The sequence below is a fragment of the Brevibacterium sp. HMSC08F02 genome (assembly GCF_001807555.1).
GTDB lineage: Bacteria > Actinomycetota > Actinomycetes > Actinomycetales > Brevibacteriaceae > Brevibacterium > Brevibacterium ravenspurgense.
In genome coordinates this window covers 14108-34148 of the sequence record NZ_KV789361.1, presented here as the reverse complement: position 1 = coordinate 34148, position 20041 = coordinate 14108, and the positions used below count along the sequence as shown (strand labels likewise).

Sequence of the window (20041 nt, the reverse complement as noted above, 5' to 3'; positions counted from 1 at the left end):
GTCAGTTCTTCCCGCCGCCGGCAGCATCCGACGACAGTGCGGCAATGAACGCTTCCTGCGGAACTTCAACGGTTCCGACCATCTTCATGCGCTTCTTGCCTTCCTTCTGCTTCTCAAGCAGCTTGCGCTTACGGCTGATGTCACCGCCGTAGCACTTAGAAAGAACGTCCTTGCGGATAGCGCGAATAGTCTCACGCGCAATGATGCGCGAACCGATAGCCGCTTGCACGGGAACTTCGAACTGCTGCCTGGGAATGAGCTCCTTGAGCTTCCCAGCCATCTTCACGCCGTAGTGGTAGGCATCATCACGGTGGACAATCGCAGAGAACGCATCCACATGATCACCGTGCAGCAGAATGTCGACCTTGACGAGGTTGGCGGCCTGATCGCCGTCATCCTGGTAGTCAAGAGAGGCATAGCCGCGGGTGCGGGACTTCAGCTGGTCGAAGAAATCGAACACGATTTCAGCCAGCGGCATGCGGTAGCGCAGCTCTACGCGGTCTTCCGACAGATAGTCCATGCCGTTCATCTGGCCGCGCTTGCTCTGGCACAGCTCCATGACGGGACCAACGAAGTCCGAAGGGGTGAGGATCGTTGCCGCGACCACCGGTTCGCGGACTTCCTTGATCTTGCCTTCCGGGTATTCGCTGGGGTTGGTCACCGTGTACTCGGTGCCGTCTTCCATCGTCACTTGATACACAACAGACGGTGCGGTCGAAATGAGCGAAAGATCGTATTCGCGCTCCAGACGGTCGCGCACAATCTCCAAGTGCAGCAGACCCAGGTAGCCGCAGCGGAAGCCGAAGCCAAGAGCCGCAGACGTTTCGGGCTCGAAGGTCAGCGCAGCGTCGTTGAGCTGCAGCTTCTCCAGCGCATCACGCAGCACCGGGTAGTCCGAACCGTCAATCGGGAACAGACCGGAGAACACCATCGGCTTGGGTTCCTGGTAGCCCTCGAGCGCCTCTTCAGCAGGGTCCGCGGCGGTCGTGATCGTGTCACCGACCTTCGACTGGCGCACGTCCTTGACACCCGTGATGAGGTAGCCGACCTCACCAACTCCCAGGCCCTTCGACGGTTTGGGCTCAGGCGAGGACACGCCGATCTCGAGGGTTTCGTGCGTCGATCCGGTCGAGAACATCTGGATCTTTTCGCGCGGAGCCAACTTGCCGTCGACCACGCGAACGTACGTGACAACACCGCGATAGGTGTCATACACGGAGTCGAAGATCATGGCACGCGCCGGGGCGTCCTTATTGCCCTCAGGTGCGGGAATGTCGCTGACAATCCGGTCGAGAACATCCTCCACACCTTCACCGGTCTTACCGGACACGCGCAGGCAGTCTTCGGGCTCAACACCGATGAGGTTGGCCAGTTCCTCCGCGTATTTGTCTGGGTTCGCCGCCGGCAGGTCGATCTTGTTGAGCACGGGAACAATCGTCAGGTCGTGCTCCATCGCCATGTAGAGGTTCGCCAGTGTCTGGGCTTCAATGCCCTGCGCCGAGTCGACCAGCAGAAGCGCACCTTCACATGCGGCCAGCGAACGCGAAACCTCGTAGGAGAAGTCCACGTGGCCGGGAGTGTCGATCATGTTGAGTGCAAACGGTTCGCCGTCATCCGTCATCCACGGCATGCGCACCGCCTGCGACTTGATCGTGATGCCGCGCTCGCGCTCGATGTCCATCCGGTCGAGGTACTGGGCGCGCATTTCACGCGGCTGCACCACCCCGGTCATCTGCAGCATACGGTCGGCAAGAGTCGACTTACCGTGGTCGATGTGGGCGATGATGCAGAAGTTGCGGATATTCGCAGGGTCGGTGGACGCCACCTGAATCCGCTGGGCAGCAGTATCGCTCACCTGAGGCATGAACGCTCCTTTGTGGGTCTCAAACAGCTCCTCATTGTCTCATACGCCCAGTCAGCGCTTATCGTTGACACATGGCGAACTCCAACTTCTCACAGCGCCTCATCCGCAGGGGGCTGCGCGCAGGAATCAACGCGCTCAGCCGCAGCGTCGACCAAGAACAGGTGGGTAGGCTGGCAGCCGACCTCCTCCTGGGAGGCGGGACCTCCACCTCGCCAGACTCACGAGGCGGAACTCACCGCGGTCCCGGCAGCTCGCCCGGGCGGGCCGATAAGCAGAAGACAAGCCCGCAGAAACGCGGTGGCAGTCAGAAGAAACGCGACGACTTCTCGATCGCCAGGCGGGCTGAGAAGCAGCCGATCAAACAGGGGTTCCCCAAACGACCTTCCGGCGGCTACCCCGGCGACTTTACCGGCACGGTCCGCCCCGTCTACTCCCCTGACCTCGACGGCAATCCAGACCCCGGTGAAGTCGTGTGGGCGTGGGTTCCCTACGAAGAGGACTCCACGAAGGGCAAAGACAGGCCAGTGCTGCTTGTTGGCCACGACGGTTCATGGCTGCTGGGGCTCATGCTCACCTCACAAGACCACGTGCCCGGCAATGTCGGCGAAATCCGGCAGAACGACGGAACACCGTGGATCAACATCGGCTCCGGCGATTGGGATTCTAAAAACCGGCCGTCTGAAATCCGCTTGGACCGGGTCATCCGCATTGCCCCCAACGCTGTGCGACGCGAGGGCTCCATCATGCCCATGACGCTGTATTCGAAGATCGTGGAGAACATCGACACCGGTGGGCAGGGCTGACAACGGCTCTGTGGGGCGGCGAAGAAGCCCCGCGTGTGGTGGAGACAACCGCGCCGACGCACCGTGGCAATTAGCGTTCGGACCCGCAAACCGCTAAGCTTTTGGCCGTATGTCCGCCAAGGTGTGTGTCTCACCATGGTCGGGCGGATGTACTCCTGATGTTCAGGCGCCGGACGCTTTCCCCGCTGAGGGCGCATCGATTATCGGGAAGCCCTCACGACCTATTGAATTCGACAGAAGAGTGTTGAAGTGGCAAATATCAAGTCTCAGATCAAGCGGAACAAGACCAACGAAAAGGCTCGCCTGCGCAACCGCGCTGTGCGCAGCGAAGTTCGCGGTCACATCCGCAACGTCCGCGCAGCTATCGAAGCTGGCAACGCTGACGAAGCACAGGCAGCCCTGCAGGTTGCCTCGCGCAAGATCGACAAGGCAGTGAGCAAGGGTGTGCTGCACAAGAAGAACGCAGCAAACCGCAAGTCGCGCCTGGCTAAGGCAGTGAACGCGCTCAAGGCCTGATAAAGCCGACAAAAGGGGACGAACCGTGTGGTTCGTCCCCTTTTTTCGTGCTGTTTTTTGGGGTGCTTGGGGTGGGTTGCGGCCGGAGACAGTCGTAGTTCAGTGCCGGGGTTCGCTTCAGCGCCTGCGGGCTGCTTGGGCGACTTCCCGCACGAGGGTTTCCACGGCGAACTCGGGGTCCCGTCCCCCGCCCTTCACGGCTGCGTCAGCGGCAGCCACACTGAGAAGAGCCCGGCCGAGTTCCGCCTCGTTCCACTGGCGCACCTGCCTGCGTGCCCGATCCACCTGCCACGGCGCCATCTTGAGTTCCGCCGCCAACTGTCCCGATGAACCGCTAAGGCCCTGAACTTTCGCCAGCTGACGAAGCTTCAGAGCAATAGCAGCAACAATCGGCACGGGATCAGTTCCCGCTGACAGTGCGTGACGGGTCAGCGCGAGCGCTTGCCCAGTATTGCCGGAACATGCCGCGTCAGCGACTTTGAAGCCCGTCGCTTCGACCCGACCGCCGTAGTAACGGTCGACGATCTGGTGGGTGATCTCGCCTTCCGTATCTGCAAGCAGCTGGCGGATACCCTGGTCGAGTTCAGAAACATCTGATCCGAGTGCATCCATCAGGGCCGCGAGCGCATCCGGGCGAATGGAACGTCCGGCACGTTTGAATTCGCCTTCGGCAAAGGCGTTCTTGTCGGCTTCTGATTTCAGGGCCGATGCGTCAATGCGGGGAAACTCTGCTTTTTCGAGCGCCTTGATCAGCCGCGCTCCCCTGTTGCCGCCTGAATGTTTGAGGATGACGACCATGTCATCGGAGGGTTCAGCCGCGTAGGCGAGCGCGTCGTCTAAGAAGGCGTCGTTCATGGTGGCGCAGTTTTCGACCACCACTATCCCGCGGGTAGTGAACAGCGACGGTGCAGCCGCCTGTGCAAGCTCACCCGGTTGGTACGAACTGGCGTCGAGGTGGGTGATGTCATCCCCGTGGGTTTTCTTCGCCTTACTCAGCACGGTGTCTTGGGCTTTTCTGGCAAGAACGGCTTCCGGCCCGGAAATCAGCACGATGGGAGCCGGTTTGGCTCGGTGCCACGGGGTGAGGGTTTTCTTCGCTGCCACGGGATCAGCCTAGCGGTTCACGGCTGCTGTGCACCCGCCGAGGCCTGTCAGCTGTCCGTCCCGGCGGAGTACGACGGTGCCGCATTCGTCTGTGCGCAGCACCGGCACAGGGCCGAAAGCATCAAGCGCCTGTTGTGTTGGGTGGCCATAGCGATTGTCAGCTCCGACAGACACTATCCCGGCGGAGGCTCCCACCTGGGTGAAGAAACCCTCATCGATGAACCGGGAACCGTGGTGGGGTGCGGTGAGGATGTCGGCATCTATGTTCTCAGCAGCCATGGCTCTCTGCCCGTCTTCTTCGACGTCGCCTGTGACAAGAACTGAGACTCCGGCCGTTTCAACCTTGATGACAGCTGAGATCTGATTGCGTCCGTCGGCCTGCTCGGCCATCGCGGGCGGCGGCCACAGTACTTCCCACCGGATATCACCGGCTGAAAAGGCCATGCCGTCTGAAAGCCCCTGCACCTCGTGACCCGTGAGAGTCTGCACTTCGCTTACTCTGGGGTCCGCGAGGCTCGGAGCGGATGTCCACACTGCTTCGACTGTCCGCCCATCCGTCGTGGCAGCGCGCAGGCCCGCGTAGTGGTCGGCGTCGAAGTGGCTGATGATGACACTCGTCTGCCGCACTCCCAGTGCAGACAGACATTCGGCGAGTTTCACCTCGTCCGGTCCGGCATCGATCAGCAGGGAGTGTGCGGCACTGAGCCGGACCACCGTCGCACTGCCCTGCCCCACATCGCAGAACGCGACCGTCCAGTCACCAGCGGGACGGTGAATAAAAGGCAGCCCCATCCCGGCTGCCAGCGCACAGACAGCGACAGCGGACGCGACCCAGCGAATCTTGGTTTTCCGAAAGCCAAGGACAGCAACACCAATGGCCATTCCAAGTAGGGCAGCCAGAATGACGCCCGCGATTCCCTCTGCCCACGGCAGCACAGAACCGGGCAAAGCCGCGGCCACGTGTGAGACCACGACAATCCACTGGGCCGGCCACTGGAGCAGCCAACCCACACCATCAGCGAAGTGTCCGAAAACGGCCCAGCCAGTGAGTACGTGCAGACCCCCGGATGCCAGCACTGCCAGCCCTCCGATGACAATCGGCCCCAGTGCGGGAACCGCCACGATGTTTGCCGGTATCGACCACAGGTTCGGCTGACTGTCGATTGTCAGCAGAACCGGGAAAACACCCAGCTGGGCACACACCGGAACCGCGAGGAGATTCGCAGCAAAAGACGGCATGAACCGACACAGTGCGGTTGTCATCGGCTGACTCAGCACAATCAGCGCACCGGCAGCACACACCGACAAGATGAATCCGATCGATGTGGACAGCTCTGGTCGGATGATGATGACGCCGATGACTGCCGCCGCTATGAGCGCCAGACTGCGCTTACCGGTTCCGCGCACAACGGCGTAGGCTCCCACGAGCCCCATGCCCGCGGCACGGATGACCGACGGCGCCGGACCCACAATGAAGACGAACCCTGCCACGATCACGACGGCCACTGCAGTCGATGCCAGCGGACGATGGCTGATCCAGCGGGCCAGCCACAGTGCGGTCATCGCAACAATCGCCAAGTGCGTACCCGAGACCGCCGACACGTGGGTCAGCGAGGCGATCTTCATGTCTTCCAACAGCGCGTCATCGGCCGTGGTCCGATTGCCGACCACCAGACCGGGCACCAACCCCGCACCTTCACTGCCTGCTGACACCGCCGCGTGGAACTCCTGTCGCACGTCCCGCCTGATGCGCCACGCGCCAACCGGTTCGCGCACATCTTCAAGCGCGGTGACGAAACCGGTTGCCTGCGCCCCTGCGCGCTTGAGCGACAGTTCCGCCTGGGCTGTGCTGCCGGCTTCGGGGAGTTCTTCACGTGACAACAGGGTGACCGGGCCGTCATCTGTTGAGGCCGCCGCTCGCCACCACCCCGAAGCGCTCTGGACCGGATCGCTGACGATCTTGACCTGCCCCGACAGGTCGCCTCCGTCTGGTGTGCCGAGCATGCGCACCGTGCTGACACCCACTGCGGCCATCCCAACGACAACACACGTCACCGCTACGAGCGCTGTCTTCTGCACGCCGCCGGATGACCGCGCAGTCCACGCCCACAGGCCAACAGCAATGAGTGCAAATGCCCCGGAGCCCAGCAGGATCGTCCAATCGGGGCCGGGAAGAGCAGCACACACCCACACGGCCGCAGCCGTTGCCACCAGGCGGAGTGTGACGGGATACTTCAGCGCATATCGAAAAAGATGCTCAGACGGTGGCGTTCGGCTTGATCTTCTCAAGGGTGGCCTCCCCGATGCCTGACACCTCTGTCAGCGCATCCACCGAGGCAAAAGGCCCTTTCTCCTCGCGGTACGCCACGATCGCGGCTGCCGTAACCGGTCCGATACCGGGCAGGTTCTCAAGTTCAGCTGCCGAGGCGGAATTGATGTTGATCTTCTGGCCCGCACCCGCCGCTGTGCCGCCGGCCGCGGAACCGGTGCCGCCTCCGGCTGTGCCCTGTGCCGTCTGCAGTGCGTTTGCACCGGCATCGTCAGCGATTTCCGGTACAACGATCTGTTCACCGTCTTTGACGACCCTGGCGAGATTCACCTGGGTGAGATCAGCGTTCTTCTTCGTCCCTCCGGCGGCGTCGAGAGCATCAACCACCCGTGCTTGTCCGTCGAGGGTGACAACACCCGGCTTCTTCACAGCCCCTGCGACGTGCACCTGCACGCTTGCCTTTTCGGTCGGCTGCGCAGTGATCTGCGCTGCCTCAGGCTGGCTGGTTCCGCGTGTCCTGAGGAAACCGAAAACACAGAGGGCGATGAGGACGATGATCATAAGCGACACAATAACCATCCGCCGCGGGAGCGGGCGGCTTTTGGGCAGCAGGTCGGCGATGTCATCGACGTCGTCGTCGGGCTGCCAGCCCTGCGCTGAGTTTTCCCGCAGGGCACCCAGTCTGTCTTCTGGTGAGCGTTTCATGCACCGCATTCAACCCCGTCGCCAAGCCCAGCGGAGGGTGCCTGTGGACAGTGCGAAACCATCCACAGCGGCAGACACAGAAGTGCCCGCCTGAAGTTGCAGGAGCTGTTTAGGGAACCAGTCGCACTTCTACGCCAGCAGCGCCTGGACCCACATGGGCTGTCACAACAGTCGACAGAACCGCCGTGTCCACGTCATCCCATTGAGCCTGTGCGGCCTCAAGAATGGCGCGAAACAGCGTGCTGGCTTCACCGTCTGTGGCCTCGGGGTGCATAACGGTCGCCTGCACCCGCAGGTTTTCCGCCCCGTCAAGCGTCCGCATCGCGTCCACGGCGGCCACGGCCTCGTCGACTGCGCGACGTGCGGCCTTTGCGGTGGTGCGGACCCTGGCTGCCGGTTCAACGCGGCCTTCGTCGACCTGCAAGACGGGCACGATCTTCAGTGCGCGTCCGAACAAAGCCGCCGCGCCGCCGATTCTTCCTCCCCTGTGCAGGTACTCGAGTGTTTCGGGGACAAAGAAAGTTGCGCTGTACTGTGCGGCGGCTTTCTCTGCGGCATCGCTACAAGCTGCCAGTCCCAAATGCGCATATGCGGCCGCCCAGTGGGCGATGCCGACGGAGCCCGCGCTGGCGGTGCGCGAGTCAATCACCCGGATGCCCACGGCCTCGCCTGGCCGAACGCCATCCGCCCCAGCACCGCCGCCAGCCGGAAGACCCCGTTCCTGTGCAACCTGTGCGGCCGCGGCAGCCGCGGCCTTATAGGTGCCGGACATTTCTGCCGACAGCGTGATGATGATGACCCCGTCGGCTCCGTCGTCCAGCAGTTCGCGAATCTCAACGGCGAAGTCTTCGACGGCGGGCATGGATGTCCGCGCCGTGCTTCCGCCGCGCATACGCGAGCACAGTTCAGACGGTTCCAGCTGCGAATCCCGGAACTCGTCATCGTCAACCGTGACCGTGAGGTCGACTGTGCGCACCCGACCGGCGAACGCCTCGGTGATTACTTCGCGGTCAGAGTCGCTCAGTCGCACGGTAGAGTCGAGGATCAGGCCGATCACAGCGCACCTCCGCGCCGATCTACCCCGCGACCATCCACCTCGCAGCCACGACTCCCGCGATTCCCGCGACCGACCCCACAGCCCCCGCGCCCGCTGATGAAACCCAAGCTCATTCCTGCCTGCCCAGACCGCGGACCGTCCAGCCGGCTTCGCGGTAGGCCTTGCGGTCGACGACGTTGCGGCCGTCCACAATGATCTTCTGCGCAACGAGTTCGCCCGCAGCGACCGGGTCGAGGTCCTTGTACTGTTTCCATTCCGTCAGCAAGACGACACCGTCAGCTCCGGTAAGAGCTTCGGTCAGGTCCGGCGTGTAGGTCAGCTCCGGGTCGCGAAGGCGTGCGTTTTCAATCGCCTCGGGGTCGGTGATGACGACCTTCGCGCCTGCCTGCTCCAGGCGTTCGGCAACATCGAGAGCAGGCGAGTCGCGAACATCGTCCGTGTTCGGTTTGAAAGCAATGCCGAGAACCGTGATCCGCTTGCCGGTGAGGTCACCACCAAGTGCTTCGCGCGTCAGGTCGATCATGCGGGCGCGCCTGCGCAGGTTGATGCTGTCGACTTCCCGCAGGAAGCTCACGGCCTGTTCAACACCGAGTTCGTCAGCACGGGCGATGAAGGCGCGAATGTCCTTCGGCAGGCAGCCGCCGCCGAAGCCCAGGCCGGCGTTGAGGAACCGACGCCCAATGCGCTTGTCCATGCCGATCGCATCCGCCAGCACGGCAACGTCACCGCCGGCGGTTTCGCACAGTTCGGCCATGGCGTTGATAAACGAAATCTTGGTCGCGAGGAACGAATTCGCGGCAGTCTTGACCAGTTCCGCCGTCTGGTAGTCCATGATGAGCCGCGGGGTTGTTTCCTCTTCACCCAGATTGTGTGCGTACACCTCGTCGAGGATTGCCACGGCCGGATCGTCTTCGCTGCCGCTTTCGACCCCGTAGATGATTCTGTCTGGGCGCAGGGTGTCTTCGACCGCGTGGCCTTCGCGCAGAAACTCCGGGTTCCAGGCGAGTTTCGCTCCCGTCGGGGCGATCTTCTTTGCCAGTGCGGCGGCCGACCCCACGGGCACGGTCGACTTGCCGACAACCAGGTCTCCGGGTTTGAGGTGGGGCATAAGGTCGATGATCGCAGAGTTCACATAGGTCATGTCGGCCGCGTTGCTGTCTTTCGACTGCGGTGTGCCCACACAGATGAAGTGGACCGTGGCTTCGGCGGCACGAGAGATATCCGAAGTGAACAGCAGGCGCTGCGCTGTTCCGTCCGCACCTTCCTGCCCGGCTGAATGATCGGCCTGCCCGGCTTCCAGAAGCTCAGCAAGTCCGGGTTCAAAGAACGGCGGCTGGTAGTTTTCCAGCTTCTGCAGCTTCTGCTTGTCCGTGTCGACTCCGACGACGGTGTGTCCGACAGAAGCCATAGCAGCGGCGTGCACCGCTCCGAGATAACCACAGCCGATGACCGAAATGTGAGTCAATTGACCCTCTCCTCGCAGGTGATCAGTTCTGCCTCCCATAGTCCCACGGGTGTCCGTACTAAGGTTGACGGTGTGAAGCGTTTTACCGACTTTCTCGTGAATTCCCTGCCGGCGCTGCTCATTGCGGTCGCCGGTGTCGTCATCGTGGCTGTGGGAATCGTCGCGGCTGTCATCTTCCCCGGTACCGCAGCTGTTGTCCTCGGCCTCATCATCGTCGTCGCGGGCCTGGTCGTTGTGGCCGGCATCGTCGGCATCGGCGCAGAATGGGCGCGCACGCAGAACCGCATTGACGCTCTCAATGCCGAAGTCGCGGAAGCCCGCAGTGCTGAGAACACCATCTACTACGCGGCCGAACTGCCAGAAGACGACCAGCCTGATGCCCCCGCCGCACAGAAGCTCCTCGAGACCTTTGCCGCTGACAGCCCGCTGATGGAGAACCTCCGCATTGATCGCGGCCAGGACCTCCCGGCCCAAGGTGCTGCCCAGCTTGACGGCTTTCTCAGCTCCTCAGCCAAGCAGTCGTTCTCGGATGCGGCGGTCCACTCTGCTTTTATGAGTGTTTTCCGTGCCGCACGCGACCTGCGCGAATGGCTCAAGGCTGAAACCGCGGAAGCTGACGGCATCCTGTCGATCACCCCGGGCGACGCTCGGGAAGGCGGATGGCGCGAATTTTCGGCGGCCGCAGCACGCGGCGATGTTCTCGCCCAGGACCTGCTGACTGCGCGTTCGGCATTTGAACGAGCCGCACTCGAAGCCGACCTCCTGTGACTTCCGCTTCCTACGCAGCCGACCCACCCGGCCCTGAGAGCCGCGGCACCACAGCGCACCCCTCTGCCACACCTCCGCACCTGCTGAGCAGGTTGGCGGCGGTTTTCATCGGCGGTATGGCCGGCACTGCTCTTCGCGCAGGACTGGGCCTGCTGTTTGCAGAAGGCCCGGCACTGCTTGCCGCCAATACCGTGGCGTGCGGTCTGCTTGGCTTCGCCCTGACATCGCGTTTCACCGCGCACCCGCTTGTTCGCCTGGCCCTCGGCACGGGACTGGCTGGTGCACTCTCCAGCACGTCCGCAATTGCCGTGCACAGTGTGCTGACCAACTCCGCGTTCTACCCGCTGCTGACAATCTTGGCGGGGCTTGCGGCAGCGGTCGCAGGATTGGTCGCCGGGCACCGTTTCACGGGTCAAGCATGACCGGGTTTGTTTTCTTCGCCGTGTGCGCCGCGGGCGGTCTGGGTGCGGTCGCGCGTTATCTGCTCGACAGCGCTCTCACGCGCCTGTTCCGCTCTCCCGCGTGGCCTGTCGGCATCTTTGCTGTCAACCTGGTCGGCAGCTGTGCTGCCGGAGCCGCCGCGGCCGGTCTTACTGGGAACGAGGTGCCGCTCACCGTGCTCTCGACCGGTTTCCTCGGGGGCTTCACAACGTTCTCAACACTCATGGTGTCAGTCGTGCAGATGCTGTCTACTCGCCGGATTGCTCTAGCGATCAGCTACCTCGCGGCCACCGCGATCTTCTGCGGTGCGGGCGCCTGGGTGTTCTACCTGCTGTCCGGCTGAGGCCTTTGGGCACGCGAACTCAGCAGCGAATCCACCAGTCGGTCTGCGGTGTTACCGGCACGGTGCGCTTGTGCCTGCTGCGCATAAAGAGCTGTTCGATTTTCATCGCGACGTCGTCGGGGACTTCGCCGCCTTCGAGGTAGGTGTCAATCTCCTCGTAGCTCACACCGAGCGCGTCTTCGTCGGACTGTCCCGGCGCGTCGTCCAGCAGGTCAGCTGTCGGTGTCTTCTCGTACAGGCGGGCGGGAGCTTCCATTTCTTCCAAAAGGGCACGGCCCTGGCGTTTGGTCAGCCCGTACAGGGGCATGACGTCCGCTCCTCCGTCACCGAACTTCGTGTAGAAGCCTGTGACTGCTTCTGCCGCGTGGTCGGAGCCGACAACCAGCTGGCCAGCGGCACCGGCGATTGCGTACTGGGCGGTCATGCGGATGCGGGCTTTCACGTTGCCGCGGTTGAAATCGCTCATCGGTTCGCCGAGAGTTTCGGTGAATTCGTCTGCGAGAGCATCAACGGAGTTGCCGATGTTGAAGTCAACGTCTTTGTCAGGCTGGATGAACTCCATGGCCAGCTGCACGTCTTCGTGGTCTGACTGGACGCGGTAGGGCAGCCGCACAGCGGTGAAGGTGACGTCTTCGCCCAGTGAGCGCAGCTTCTCCGCTGCCATCTGGCACATACGGCCGGCAAGTGTGGAATCCTGGCCGCCGGAAATGCCCAGCACAAAACCGCGGGCCCCCGTTGTCAGGCAGTAGTCGACAAGGAACTGCACGCGCACAGCAATTTCGTCGCGCGGTTCAATGGTCGGCCTTACTACCAGGGAAGCCCGGATCTCATCAGCAAGCCTAGTCATGAGCTCCACGGTAGCCCGAAGAAGAATTCACACCAATTAAACAGCGCACAAACAGGCCGTCTGCAGGTGTGAGTTTCACAACAGCAGACGGCCTGCGTCACAAAAGGGCGTCGGGAGCTTAGGCGTCCGGCACCAGGTTGACGAGCTTGGGGGCCTTGACGATCACGCGGCGCAGGCCTGCACCGGCCAGTGCCCGCTGGGCTCCCGGCGATTCGATGGCGAGCTTCTCAAGCTCTTCTTCCGTGATGTCTGCAGGAACTTCGAGCCGGTCGCGGACTTTGCCCTTGACCTGCACGACTGCAGTCACGGTTTCGGCCTTGAGGTAGCGTTCGTCAGCTTCCGGGAAGGCGCGGTAGGCCAGGGTTTCTTCATGCCCCAAGCGCTCCCACAGCTCTTCCGCAATGTGCGGTGCCAGCGGGCCGGTCATCTGTACGAGGGCCTCAACAGCCTCCCGAGGTGCCTTCCCCGACTTGGTCAGGTGGTTGGTGAGAACAATGAGCTTCGCCACCGCGGTGTTGAAGTGCATGTTCTCCATGTCCTCCGTGACACCGGCAATCGCGGTGTGCATGGCCCGCAGGGTCTCTTCGTCCGGGGCGTCATCGGTGACCAGCAGTTCACCTGAGTCTTCATCCACGACCAGGCGCCACAGGCGCTGCAGGAAGCGCTGCGAGCCGACAACCGCGCGGGTCTCCCACGGCCGGGACATGACCAGCGGGCCCATCGACATTTCATAGACACGGAAGGTGTCGGCACCGAAGGCGGCATACATTTCATCCGGGGTGACGACGTTCTTGAGCGATTTGCCCATCTTGCCGTATTCGCGGTTCACCTCTTCGCCGTCGAACCAGTAGGTGGTTTCACCGGCCTCATCCGTGCGCTCTTCGACTTCTGCGGCCGGCACGTAGACCCCGCGGGAATCCGTGTAGGCATAAGCCTGAATGTAGCCCTGGTTCACCAGGCGGTGGAACGGCTCAGACGAAGAGATGTGGCCGAGGTCGAACAGCACCTTGTGCCAGAAGCGGGCGTACAGCAGGTGCAGAACTGCGTGTTCAACACCGCCGACGTACAGGCCAGCACCCCCGGCGGGCCGCTCAGCTGTCGGGCCAAGCCAGTACGCCTCGTTCTGCGGGTCGACCAGAACGCTGTCGTTCTTCGGGTCCGCGTAGCGCAGCTGGTACCAGGACGATCCGGCCCAGTTGGGCATCGTGTTGGTTTCCCGGCGGTACTGCTTGGGCCCATCGCCCAGGTCGAGGGTGACGTTGACCCACGCTTCCTTGCGTCCAAGCGGCGGTTCCGGTTCAGAGGCAACGTCGTCCGCGTCGAAGGTGCGCGGCGAGAAGTCGTCCATTTCCGGCAGGTCGACCGGCAGCTGGTCTTCCGGAAGTGCGTGCGGGATGCCGTCTTCGTCGTACACGATGGGGAAAGGCTCACCCCAGTAGCGCTGACGGGAGAACAGCCAGTCGCGCAGACGGTACTGCGTGGCCTCTTCGGCCAGACCCTGGCCCGCCAGCCATTCGACAACTGCGGCCTTGGCGGCTTCGACCTCCATGCCGTTGATGTCGATGTCGGCGTTGGCGGAGTTGATCTTCTCGCCTTCACCCTGATAGGCCGAGTCTTCGTCGTGGTCGGCATCCGGCTGGACCGTGCGGATGTAGGGCAGGTCGAACACCTTCGCGAAGTCCCAGTCGCGGGGGTCTTCAGCGGGAACGCCCATGACGGCTCCCGTGCCGTATCCCATGAGCACGTAGTCGGCAATGAAGACGGGGATGCGCTTGCCCGTTGCCGGGTTCGTCGAATAGGTGCCGGTAAACACACCGGTCTTGTTCTTGTCCTGCTGACGCTCCACGGGGGTGCGCCCGGCAGCCCAGCGCTGGTACTCCTCTACTGCGGCAGCAGGAGTGTCCTTGCCGCCCTTCCAGCTGTCGGGAGTGTCGGCCGGCCACTGCTCGGCCGTGTAGGACTCGACGAGCGGGTGCTCCGGTGACAGAACGAGGAACGTTCCGCCGAACAGCGTGTCGGCGCGGGTCGTGTAGACCTCAATGCGCTCCAGGCCCTCTGTCTGCGGTTCATAGCGCAGGAAAGCACCCGTCGAACGGCCGATCCAGTTGCGCTGCATGGCCTTGATCGCGTCCGGCCAGTCGACCTTGTCAAGATCATCGGCCAGACGGTCGGCATAGGCGGTGATGCGCATGTTCCACTGACGCAGGCTGCGGGTGTACACCGGGAAGTTCCCGCGCTCCGAAAGGCCTTCGGCAGTGACCTCTTCGTTCGCCAGCACCGTTCCCAGACCCGGGCACCAGTTGACCGGGGATTCCGAAACATAGGCCAGGCGGTAGTCCTGCAGCACGTCTTCGCGTTCGGCAGCGCTGAGCTCGGCCCACGGACCGCGGCCGGTGTCCCGCCCCTGCTCGAACTGGGAGACCAGTTCCGAGATCGGGCGGGCGGCACCTCGTCCGCCCTCAGCTTCAGGGTCGTACCAGGAATTGAAGATCTGCAGGAAGATCCACTGCGTCCACTTGACGAACTCCGGGTCCGTCGTGGCAAAAGAACGGCGAGGGTCGTGTGCCAGGCCCATGCGGAACAGCTGCTTCTGCATGTTGGCGATGGCAGCGTCCGTCGTCACACGCGGGTGCTGACCTGTCTGCAGTGCGTACTGTTCGGCCGGCAGGCCGAAGGCGTCATAGCCCAGGGCGTGCATGACGTTCTTGCCGCGCATGCGCAGGAACCGGCCGTAGGTGTCAGTCGACACGTAGCCCAGCGGGTGTCCCACGTGAAGGCCAGCGCCCGAAGGGTACGGGAACATGTCCATGATGTAGACCGGTTCGCGGTCTTTCGCCGAAAACCCGTTGATCGGCTCGGCGAGATCACCCGTGGGGTTCGGAGCGGCGAAGGTCTGCTGCTCCTGCCACCGACGCTGCCACTTCTGTTCGATCTTTTCGGCAAGAGCCGCGTCGTATCGAAAAGAGGCGGGCTTGGGCGACGTAGACGTCATCGGGGTCCTTCCAGGTGAACAGGGTGGGTCGCGGCCAATTCTATGCACAGGCGCAAGCGAACGCTCACCGTGTCCGAAAGGTGCACAGGCGCGAGATCACCAATACGATGGCAGTAACAATTCGAAGGAGATTGCATGACGCTGATGATGCCGATGTCGTCGACGCCGCTCGAGTTCGAGCTTGACACCGTGTCGACCATCCCCGACGCCCTGATCGCACGAGTGGAAATCGACCCCCACGCGCATCTGCTCAGCCGTCTTGAGAGCGGCCGCGAAGAAGAAGTGAGCGCCCGCGAATTCCTGTCCGACATCCTGGCGCGCGCAAAAGGACTCATGAAGCGCGGAGTCGGCCCCGGCGTGCGCGTGGGCATCTTCGGGCCCACCAGCTACGACTGGACCGTCATGGACTTCGCCATCAGCTTCGCCGGCGGCATTTCGGTCCCTTTCTACGACACGTCAAGCCGTGACCAGGTCGCATGGATCCTCGAAGACGCCGGCGTCACGATCGCCGCTGCACAAGACGAGGAATACGCCCAGCGCCTGCGCGAAGCCGCAGCCGGTGACATCGAGGTCGTCGTCTGGGACAACGGCTGCCCCGAGCTCGTCGCCGAAGGCCGTTCGGTCAGCGACGACGAACTCACACAGCACCGCTCCGCAGTCCAGCAGGCTGATGTCGCCACGATCATCTACACCTCCGGCACCACCGGCAAATCGCGCGGCTGCGAACTCACCCACGCCAACTTCGTACAGACGGTGCAGGCGGCCCGCGCCCACGTTCCGGAAGTTTTCTACACCGGAGCCCGCTGCCTGCTGTTCTTGCCCACAGCACACGTTTTCGCCCGCTTCATCCAGACGGCGTGCATCATCCAGGGCGTCGTACTGGCTCACGAAGCCGATCTGACCAAACTCACCGAATCGCTCGGCCTGTTCCGCCCCACCTTCATCCTGGGCGTGCCCCGCGTCTTCGAAAAGGTGTTCAACGCCGCTCTGCAGAACGCTGAGTCCTCCGGCAAGGGAAAGATCTTCAGCGCTGCCGAAAACGTCGCCGTCGCCTTCTCGGAGGCCAAGTCCAAAGGCAAGGTGCCACTGGGCCTGAAACTGCAGCACGCAGTTTTCGACAAGCTTGTCTACAGCAAGCTGCGCAACATCCTCGGCGGCCAGGCGGCACACGCCGTGTCTGGCGGGGGCCCGCTGGGCTCTCGCCTGGGTCACTTCTTCGCCGGCGTCGGCATCGATGTCCTGGAAGGCTACGGTCTGACGGAGACCACTGCGCCCATCAGCGTCAACACCCCGGGGCGCAGCCGTATCGGCACGGTCGGCACTCCCCTGCCGGGCTGTTCTGTCGCGCTGGCACCCGACGGTGAAATGCTCGCCAAGGGCGTGTGCGTGTTCAAGGACTACCTGCACAACGACGAAGCCACCAAGAACAGCTTCGTCGACGGCTGGTTCCGCACCGGGGACATGGGATCGATTGACGAAGACGGATTCATCACCATCACCGGCCGCAAAAAGGAGCTCATCGTCACCGCCGGCGGCAAGAACGTCGCACCGGCGCCCTTGGAAGACATCATCAGGCGCCACCCTGTGGTCGGCCAGCCGGTCGTCATCGGCGAGGGACAGAAGTTCGTTTCCGCGCTCATCTTCCTCGATTCGGAAATGCTTCCCGGTTGGCTCGAAAGCAAGGGCCTGCCGGAAATGAGCCTTGAGGAAGCAGCCAAGCACGAACGGGTGCAGCACGCTGTTCAAAAGGTTATCGACCGGGCAAATAAGACGGTGTCCCGCGCGGAGTCGATTCGCTCCTTCCGTATTCTGCCGGTCGAACTGACTGTCGAGAACGGCTACCTGTCGGCCAAGCAGTCGGTCAAGCGCCACCTGGTCACGCGCGACTTCGCTGAGGCCATCGACGACATCTACGCACAGCACAGACCAGCCGAATGATCATCTGAGATCACGCGGCAAGACGCACGCTTCTGATCCATGAACAGACGCTCCATGAACCCTGTGAATTCTCTTAAGATGGAACTATGAACGCTCAGAACAAAGACCCGCGCAAGCCCTCCGCCACTCCCGTGCAGAAACCGGAAGGCGCCACCGCGAAGCCGGCCGCCAAGAAGCCCGCAGCAGCCGCTGACAAGCCCGACACCTCGGCCCCTGCGGCTGACAAGTCGCAGTCGACCGAAACGGCACAGGCCGCAAAGTCTGACGCTGATGCCAAGTTCGAACTCACACCCCAGGGTGTGCCGGACTTCGCCAACGAAATCGACTCGATTCGCTCGCTGCGCAACAGCCTGGAAAAGCGCAAGGGGCCGAAGTCGGACGCGTGGAAGATCAACTACCCGTACGACGAAAAGCTCGGCCGCAAGGAATACGAGCGGACCAAGCGCGCACTGCAGATCGAACTGCTGAAGCTGCAGACCTGGATCAAGGAAAGCGGCCAGAAGCTCGTCATCATCTTCGAAGGCCGCGACGCAGCCGGCAAGGGCGGAACCATCAAGCGGTTCATGGAGCACCTCAACCCGCGCGGTGCCCGCGTCGTCGCCTTGGAAAAGCCGACTGAGCGCGAACAGACCCAGTGGTACTTCCAGCGCTACGTCTACCACCTGCCGGCAGCCGGCGAAATGGTGCTGTTCGACCGCTCCTGGTACAACCGCGCCGGTGTCGAGCGCGTCATGGGCTACTGCACGCCGGAAGAGTACCTCGAGTTCACCCGCTCGGCCCCGCAGTTTGAGAACATGCTCGTCAACTCCGGAATCCACCTGGTCAAGTTCTGGTTCTCCGTCGGCCGTGAAGAACAGCTGCACCGCTTCGCATCGCGCAGCAACGACCCGGTTCGCCAGTGGAAGCTCTCCCCGACTGACCTCGCCAGCCTCGACAAGTGGGACTCCTACACCGAGGCCAAGGAGGCCATGTTCTTCTACACCGACACCGCCGCAGCACCGTGGACGGTTGTGAAGTCGAACGACAAGAAGCGCGCCCGCCTCGAGGCTATTCGCCACGTTCTCAACCAGTTTGACTACCCTGGCAAGGACGAAGAGATCGCAACCGCACCCGACCCGCTCATCCTCGGGTCCCGCTTCGACATCTACGATTCGGGTGAAACTCCCGGCGTGCGGTTCGACACCCTCGAAATCTGATTAGGAACCTATGACTCAGCTTCTGACGGACAAGAAAAGCGAAGACGAATATTCGGTCCCGCTGACGGCCCGTCCGGCCATCGCCCACCTCATTCGGGCGATGAGCCGTTTCGGAGCCCGTTTGGGCAACCAGTTCGGCGCTGCGATCACGTACTTCCTCGTGCTCGCCATGATCCCGATCCTCATGTTCGCCTTCTCCGCGCTCGGGTTCTTCCTCGATGTTGTCCGTCCAGAACTGGTCGACACCGTCAACGACTACATCGAAAGCTCGCTTGGCTCCAGTGATGAAATGGCCGCGATGCTGACGAACTTCATCTCCAACTGGAAGGCCGTCGGCATCGTCGGTATTCTCTCGGCGCTCTACACCGCCCAGGGATTCATCGGCAACCTCAAGGACGCGATCCGCTCGCAGCTGGCTGCCGACATGGACGAGATTCCCAAGCAGTCGTTCCCCGTTCGCGTCATCACGAACATCGGAACGCTCATCGGGATTCTCATCCTCACGGGGCTGACGATCGCCGGCACCGTGATCGGCACCGGCCTGCAGTCGTTCATCGCCGAACTGTTCCAGCTGCCCGGCTGGGCGGCACCGGTGCTCAACATCGTCACGATCCTGCTGACGCTGGGCCTGGGCTGGGTGCTGTTCATGTTCATCTTCTGGTCGATCCCGGCGAAGCCTCTGCCGAAGAACACGCTCATGCTCGGCTCCCTGTTCGGTGCAATCGCCCTGACGCTTCTGCTCAACCTGGCGACCGTGCTCATTTCGATGTTCTCCGGTTCGCCCACCGCGGCACTGTTCGGACCGGTCATCGCGATCATGCTGTCGATGAACCTGTTTGCCCGCATCATCCTGGTGGTCGCGGCCTGGATGGGAACCACCGCGGAAGCTCCCGTGTTTGGCCGCGTCAGCGAAGACCCGCAGGCAGTTGCTGAACGTGAAAACGTCGAACCGCCGTCGGCGGCCGCCCACCTGGGCGCACTGGTCGTCGGAACCGGCATCGTCGCAGCAACCATTCTGGGACTCAAACGCTACGAAGAGAAGCACTGATCAACACATACGGATCCAGGGCGGAGGAAGGCTTCTTCCGCCGCCCTGCCCTTTCCCTCGCCCCGGATCTTCTTGGCCGAGTTCTCATCAACACGAGCACTGACGGAACCGTTGCACTGCGCATCACCGAGGTCGAAGCCTACGTCGGCAGCGCGGACCCCGGTTCTCACGCTTTTCGCGGCCGGACCCAGCGCAATCAGACCATGTTCCGCTCCGGAGGGCACCTGTACTGCTATTTCATCTACGGAATGCACTTCTCAATCAACATCGTGGCCGACCGTGCGGGATGCGGCACAGGGGTGCTCATCCGCTCCGGCGAAATCCTCGAAGGCACAGACCTCGCCGGGCAGCGCCGCATGGCACGCAGAACCACGCCCGTCGCCCACCGGCTCCTGGCCTCCGGCCCCGGCAACCTCGCACAGGCACTCGGAGCAGACCGCAGCGACGACGGAGCGGACCTGCTCAGCCCCGGCCCGTGGCACCTGCACATGGGAATCGACCAACCCGACCGGCACCTCGTAAGACACGGCCCCCGCGTGGGAGTCGGCGGCGAAGGAGGCGACCCGGAGGTGTTCCCGTGGCGCTTCTGGCTTGAGGACGAACCGACGGTTTCACAATTCCGCCCCGGACGCGACATCCGCCCTGCGAGCCGCTGGGCGATAGGACCGCATCCCCAGTAGAATGG

17 protein-coding genes are annotated in these 20041 nt (G+C 62.8%); 9 read left to right on the top strand and 8 right to left on the bottom strand.

Going from position 1 to position 20041, the window contains the following annotated elements; translation table 11 throughout:
* Window position 1: 1 nt before the first annotated feature.
* Entirely contained in the window at window positions 2-1864 is a 1863-nt protein-coding gene (gene lepA / locus HMPREF3172_RS06400) for a translation elongation factor 4 (protein ID WP_070516293.1), read from the bottom strand.
* A 71-nt stretch (window positions 1865-1935) separates the two neighbouring features.
* Here lepA and HMPREF3172_RS06395 point away from each other — a divergent pair, with 71 nt between their 5' ends.
* A complete protein-coding gene (locus HMPREF3172_RS06395) occupies window positions 1936-2667 on the top strand; it encodes a type II toxin-antitoxin system PemK/MazF family toxin (protein WP_070516291.1) in 732 nt (243 codons plus the stop codon).
* A 249-nt stretch (window positions 2668-2916) separates the two neighbouring features.
* Window positions 2917-3183, top strand: a complete 267-nt coding sequence (rpsT, locus tag HMPREF3172_RS06390; RefSeq protein ID WP_061941135.1) for a 30S ribosomal protein S20 — start codon at window positions 2917-2919, stop codon at window positions 3181-3183.
* Between the two features lie 117 nt (window positions 3184-3300).
* Here the strand turns inward: rpsT and holA are convergent, their stop codons facing one another.
* From holA to HMPREF3172_RS06365, 5 genes are all read right to left on the bottom strand, one after another.
* Window positions 3301-4287, bottom strand: coding sequence for a DNA polymerase III subunit delta (holA, locus tag HMPREF3172_RS06385; protein ID WP_070516289.1), 987 nt, complete (start codon window positions 4285-4287; stop codon window positions 3301-3303).
* 9 nt (window positions 4288-4296) lie between these two features.
* A complete protein-coding gene (locus HMPREF3172_RS06380) occupies window positions 4297-6498 on the bottom strand; it encodes a ComEC/Rec2 family competence protein (protein WP_070516287.1) in 2202 nt (733 codons plus the stop codon).
* A 46-nt stretch (window positions 6499-6544) separates the two neighbouring features.
* Window positions 6545-7261 carry a ComEA family DNA-binding protein gene (locus tag HMPREF3172_RS06375; RefSeq protein WP_070516286.1) on the bottom strand — a complete coding sequence of 239 codons (717 nt, stop codon included), beginning with the start codon at window positions 7259-7261 and terminating at the stop codon, window positions 6545-6547.
* Between the two features lie 109 nt (window positions 7262-7370).
* Complete coding sequence (locus tag HMPREF3172_RS06370; RefSeq protein ID WP_070516284.1) at window positions 7371-8318, bottom strand: DegV family protein; 948 nt, start codon at window positions 8316-8318, stop codon at window positions 7371-7373.
* 109 nt (window positions 8319-8427) lie between these two features.
* Window positions 8428-9783 (bottom strand): UDP-glucose dehydrogenase family protein, encoded by a 1356-nt coding sequence (locus HMPREF3172_RS06365; protein ID WP_082784644.1) that lies wholly within the window; start codon window positions 9781-9783, stop codon window positions 8428-8430.
* Between the two features lie 72 nt (window positions 9784-9855).
* Here HMPREF3172_RS06365 and HMPREF3172_RS06360 point away from each other — a divergent pair, with 72 nt between their 5' ends.
* Genes HMPREF3172_RS06360 through HMPREF3172_RS06350 form a run of 3 tightly spaced genes read left to right on the top strand, consistent with a single transcriptional unit; the run spans window position 9856 to window position 11335 of the window.
* Window positions 9856-10551, top strand: a complete 696-nt coding sequence (locus HMPREF3172_RS06360) for a hypothetical protein (protein WP_070516282.1) — start codon at window positions 9856-9858, stop codon at window positions 10549-10551.
* Window positions 10548-10973, top strand: coding sequence for a FluC/FEX family fluoride channel (locus HMPREF3172_RS06355; RefSeq protein WP_070516280.1), 426 nt, complete (start codon window positions 10548-10550; stop codon window positions 10971-10973). The genes HMPREF3172_RS06360 and HMPREF3172_RS06355 overlap by 4 nt, the downstream gene beginning before the upstream one ends.
* Window positions 10970-11335: a fluoride efflux transporter FluC gene (locus HMPREF3172_RS06350; RefSeq protein ID WP_070516279.1), complete on the top strand. Its 366-nt coding sequence runs from the start codon at window positions 10970-10972 to the stop codon at window positions 11333-11335. The genes HMPREF3172_RS06355 and HMPREF3172_RS06350 overlap by 4 nt, the downstream gene beginning before the upstream one ends.
* Window positions 11336-11354: 19 nt before the next feature.
* Here HMPREF3172_RS06350 and nadE read toward each other — a convergent pair whose 3' ends face one another.
* Both nadE and leuS read right to left on the bottom strand, forming a co-directional pair.
* Entirely contained in the window at window positions 11355-12182 is an 828-nt protein-coding gene (nadE, locus tag HMPREF3172_RS06345; RefSeq protein ID WP_070423556.1) for an ammonia-dependent NAD(+) synthetase, read from the bottom strand.
* Window positions 12183-12300: 118 nt separating this feature from the next.
* Window positions 12301-15174 (bottom strand): leucine--tRNA ligase, encoded by a 2874-nt coding sequence (leuS, locus tag HMPREF3172_RS06340; RefSeq protein ID WP_070516278.1) that lies wholly within the window; start codon window positions 15172-15174, stop codon window positions 12301-12303.
* A gap of 135 nt (window positions 15175-15309) precedes the next feature.
* On the opposite strand from leuS, the gene HMPREF3172_RS06335 reads away from it, so the two are divergent.
* The 4 genes from HMPREF3172_RS06335 (at window position 15310) to HMPREF3172_RS06320 (ending at window position 20036) form a co-directional block, all read left to right on the top strand.
* Window positions 15310-17112 (top strand): AMP-dependent synthetase/ligase, encoded by a 1803-nt coding sequence (locus tag HMPREF3172_RS06335; RefSeq protein ID WP_070516276.1) that lies wholly within the window; start codon window positions 15310-15312, stop codon window positions 17110-17112.
* 86 nt (window positions 17113-17198) lie between these two features.
* A complete protein-coding gene (gene ppk2, locus HMPREF3172_RS06330) occupies window positions 17199-18308 on the top strand; it encodes a polyphosphate kinase 2 (RefSeq protein WP_218078840.1) in 1110 nt (369 codons plus the stop codon).
* Window positions 18309-18318: 10 nt separating this feature from the next.
* Window positions 18319-19356 (top strand): YhjD/YihY/BrkB family envelope integrity protein, encoded by a 1038-nt coding sequence (locus tag HMPREF3172_RS06325; protein ID WP_019175197.1) that lies wholly within the window; start codon window positions 18319-18321, stop codon window positions 19354-19356.
* Window positions 19353-20036: a DNA-3-methyladenine glycosylase gene (locus tag HMPREF3172_RS06320; RefSeq protein ID WP_370919345.1), complete on the top strand. Its 684-nt coding sequence runs from the start codon at window positions 19353-19355 to the stop codon at window positions 20034-20036. The genes HMPREF3172_RS06325 and HMPREF3172_RS06320 overlap by 4 nt, the downstream gene beginning before the upstream one ends.
* Window positions 20037-20041: the final 5 nt, after the last annotated feature.

Excerpts from the sequence above, each read along its gene's own strand:
- lepA (WP_070516293.1), bottom strand. The coding sequence starts at position 1,864 with ATGCCTCAGGTGAGCGATACTGCTGCCCAGCGGATTCAGGTGGCGTCC.
- HMPREF3172_RS06395 (WP_070516291.1), top strand. The coding sequence starts at position 1,936 with ATGGCGAACTCCAACTTCTCACAGCGCCTCATCCGCAGGGGGCTGCGC.
- HMPREF3172_RS06375 (WP_070516286.1), bottom strand. The coding sequence starts at position 7,261 with ATGAAACGCTCACCAGAAGACAGACTGGGTGCCCTGCGGGAAAACTCA.
- HMPREF3172_RS06350 (WP_070516279.1), top strand. The coding sequence starts at position 10,970 with ATGACCGGGTTTGTTTTCTTCGCCGTGTGCGCCGCGGGCGGTCTGGGT.
- nadE (WP_070423556.1), bottom strand. The coding sequence starts at position 12,182 with ATGACTAGGCTTGCTGATGAGATCCGGGCTTCCCTGGTAGTAAGGCCG.
- leuS (WP_070516278.1), bottom strand. The coding sequence starts at position 15,174 with ATGACGTCTACGTCGCCCAAGCCCGCCTCTTTTCGATACGACGCGGCT.
- HMPREF3172_RS06335 (WP_070516276.1), top strand. The coding sequence starts at position 15,310 with ATGACGCTGATGATGCCGATGTCGTCGACGCCGCTCGAGTTCGAGCTT.
- ppk2 (WP_218078840.1), top strand. The coding sequence starts at position 17,199 with ATGAACGCTCAGAACAAAGACCCGCGCAAGCCCTCCGCCACTCCCGTG.
- HMPREF3172_RS06325 (WP_019175197.1), top strand. The coding sequence starts at position 18,319 with ATGACTCAGCTTCTGACGGACAAGAAAAGCGAAGACGAATATTCGGTC.